Raw genomic sequence first — 2,782 nt, forward strand, 5'->3', positions numbered from 1 at the left:
ACTACGTAAAGCTTGTCGAGTTGACGGGCGGCATCATATGAATTCCCTCGGCATGTGTCAACGGCAAAATGAACTTGCCGAATTCAATCGCTGAAAAAGCATTCAAATAAAGGACATTGCGGCACAACTCGCATTCAGTAGTTAAACACGTCACGGTTTCGACTAAAATGGTGCTATAAAATGAACCACTAATTAACCCCACGACTATTCAGGGAATCGTTATGTTCAAGGAACGGATGACGCCAGAAGAACTCGCTAATCTCACCGGTTACAGCCGACAAACCATCAATAAATGGGTACGGAAAGAAGGCTGGGCAACATCGCCCAAACCTGGCGTCCAGGGCGGTAAAGCCCGTCTGGTTCATGTAAACGAACAGGTTCGTGAATATATCCGCAGCGCTGAACGTTCAGTTGACCATCACGCAGACACATTCACGCCTGCCAGCAACGCATCGCTTGAAGCGCTGCTTATGACGCTCGCCAAAGAGATGACCTCATCCGAGCAGAAACAGTTTACCTCTCTCCTCGTGCGTGAAGGGATTACCGGTTTGTTACAACGCTTAGGGATACGCGATAGCAAATAATATGAAAAGATTACGCAGTAAAATGACCACTGAAGAGCTGGCTGAATGCCTCGGCGTGGCCAGACAAACCGTCAATCGCTGGATCAGAGAACAACACTGGAAAACCGAAAAATTTCCCGGCGTCAAAGGCGGACGCGCAAGACTCATCCATATTGATGCCAGCGTGCGGGAGTTTATTCTCAATATTCCGGCTTTTCGCAAACTGCCTGCGTTTTATCAGGCGGAAGAGGCTTTCGCAGAATATGCGAACGCGGCGCACAGTCACGCTTATCGACAAATTATTGATGCCGTTGAAAATATGTCTGCTCAGGAACAGGAAAAACTGGCGCTGTTTTTATCGCGGGAAGGTATTCGCGGATTTCTGACGCGTTTAGGTATCAATGAGGCGGACTAACAAAGAATAAACGGCAGGCGTCTGCCCTGCCGTTTATTCTGTTTCAGCTGGCGTTACTGCTGACTTTCACGCTCGGCGATAAAGCCCAGCGCTTTGTTGATACGCTCAATGCTGCGGGTTTTACCAATCGCATGTACGGTGACATCCAGCGCAGGCGACTGCCCGGCACCGGTCACAGCCACACGCAGCGGCATCCCCACTTTACCCATCCCCACTTCCAGCTCATCCGCCGTGGCCTGAATCGCGTGGTGGACGTTTTCTGCTGACCAGTCCGTAATCGCCGACAGCTTGTCGCGCACCACTTCCAGCGGCTGACGCGCCACCGGGCGGAGGTGTTTTTTCGCCGCATCGGCGTCAAACTCGCTGAAGTCTTCATAGAAGTAGCGGCAGCTCTGCGCCATCTCTTTCAGAGTTTTGCAGCGCTCGCCCAGCAACTTCACCAGTTCAGCAAGCTGCGGGCCGTTACGGGTGTCGATATTTTCCTGCTCGATATGCCACTGCAAATGCGTCGCCACATATTCCGGCGCCAGCGTATTGATATAGTGGTGGTTCAGCCACAGCAGTTTATCGGTGTTGAACGCGCTCGCAGACTTGCTCACCGCACCGAGGGAGAACAGCTTGATCATCTCTTCGCGGGTGAAGATCTCCTGATCGCCGCTGGACCAGCCCAGACGCACCAGATAGTTCAGCAACGCTTCCGGCAGATAACCGTCATCGCGATACTGCATCACGCTCACCGCACCGTGACGTTTAGACAGCTTTTTACCGTCGTCGCCGTTAATCATCGACACATGCGCGTACATCGGCACCGGCGCGTTTAACGCTTTCAGAATGTTAATCTGGCGCGGAGTATTGTTGATATGGTCTTCGCCACGAATCACATGGGTAATTTCCATATCCCAGTCGTCCACCACCACACAGAAGTTGTAGGTCGGCGAACCGTCGGTACGACGAATGATCAGATCGTCCAGCTCCTGATTGCTGAATTCGATCGGCCCACGGATCTGATCATCAAAAATAACGGAACCGTCCTGCGGGTTAGCAAAGCGCACCACGCATGGCTCATCGTCGGCATGATGTTCGTGACTGTGGCGGCAGCGCCCGTCATAACGCGGCTTCTCGCCTTTCGCCATCTGATCTTCACGCAGTTGCTCCAGACGCTCTTTAGAGCAGTAGCATTTATAGGCCGTTCCCGCCTCCAGCATCTCGTCAATCACCGCGTTATAGCGATCAAAACGTTTGGTCTGGAAATATGGGCCTTCGTCCCATTCCAGGTTCAGCCAGTTCATACCATCCATGATGGCTTCAATGGCTTCCGGCGTGGAACGCTCAAGATCGGTGTCTTCAATACGCAGCACGAACTCACCGCCGTGGTGACGTGCGAAAAGCCAGGAATAAAGAGCAGTACGCGCGCCGCCGACGTGCAGATAACCTGTCGGGCTAGGCGCGAAGCGAGTTTTGATTTTCATGAAATGGCCTTACGTTTATAAAGATGCCGACAACCGGCAAATCCTGGAAAGATGAATAGCCTTGTATTCTATCACTGTGGCTTGATTCCTCAATGTTGATCCGGTCAGAACGCTGCGCTTTGCTATTTCCGTATAGAAATCATGCAGCGCGGGGTAATTCACGATCGTTTTGTTTAATTTTACGACGAACAAACAAAAACTTTAGAAAATGCGTTGACTCATTTTCAACTCTCCCTATAATGCGACTCCACACAGCGGGGGTGATTAGCTCAGCTGGGAGAGCACCTCCCTTACAAGGAGGGGGTCGGCGGTTCGATCCCGTCATCACCCACCAC

The 2,782-nt window shown here is 51.9% G+C and carries 3 protein-coding genes and 1 tRNA gene; 3 read left to right on the forward strand and 1 reads right to left on the reverse strand.

The features are described 5' to 3' along the window. Positions 1 to 221 precede the first annotated feature (221 nt). Positions 222 to 584 (forward strand): MerR family transcriptional regulator, encoded by a 363-nt coding sequence (locus tag NA389_RS20220; protein ID WP_000472034.1) that lies wholly within the window; start codon positions 222 to 224, stop codon positions 582 to 584. A 1-nt stretch (position 585) separates the two neighbouring features. Continuing rightward, positions 586 to 978: a MerR family transcriptional regulator gene (locus tag NA389_RS20225; protein ID WP_000826514.1), complete on the forward strand. Its 393-nt coding sequence runs from the start codon at positions 586 to 588 to the stop codon at positions 976 to 978. A 53-nt stretch (positions 979 to 1,031) separates the two neighbouring features. Here the strand turns inward: NA389_RS20225 and gltX are convergent, their stop codons facing one another. Continuing rightward, complete coding sequence (gltX, locus tag NA389_RS20230) at positions 1,032 to 2,447, reverse strand: glutamate--tRNA ligase (protein WP_000695623.1); 1,416 nt, start codon at positions 2,445 to 2,447, stop codon at positions 1,032 to 1,034. Between the two features lie 258 nt (positions 2,448 to 2,705). On the opposite strand from gltX, the gene NA389_RS20235 reads away from it, so the two are divergent. Further along, a tRNA-Val gene (locus NA389_RS20235) sits at positions 2,706 to 2,781 on the forward strand. Position 2,782: the final 1 nt, after the last annotated feature.

The organism is Salmonella sp. NW645 (assembly GCF_051703725.1).
Lineage (GTDB): Bacteria > Pseudomonadota > Gammaproteobacteria > Enterobacterales > Enterobacteriaceae > Salmonella > Salmonella enterica.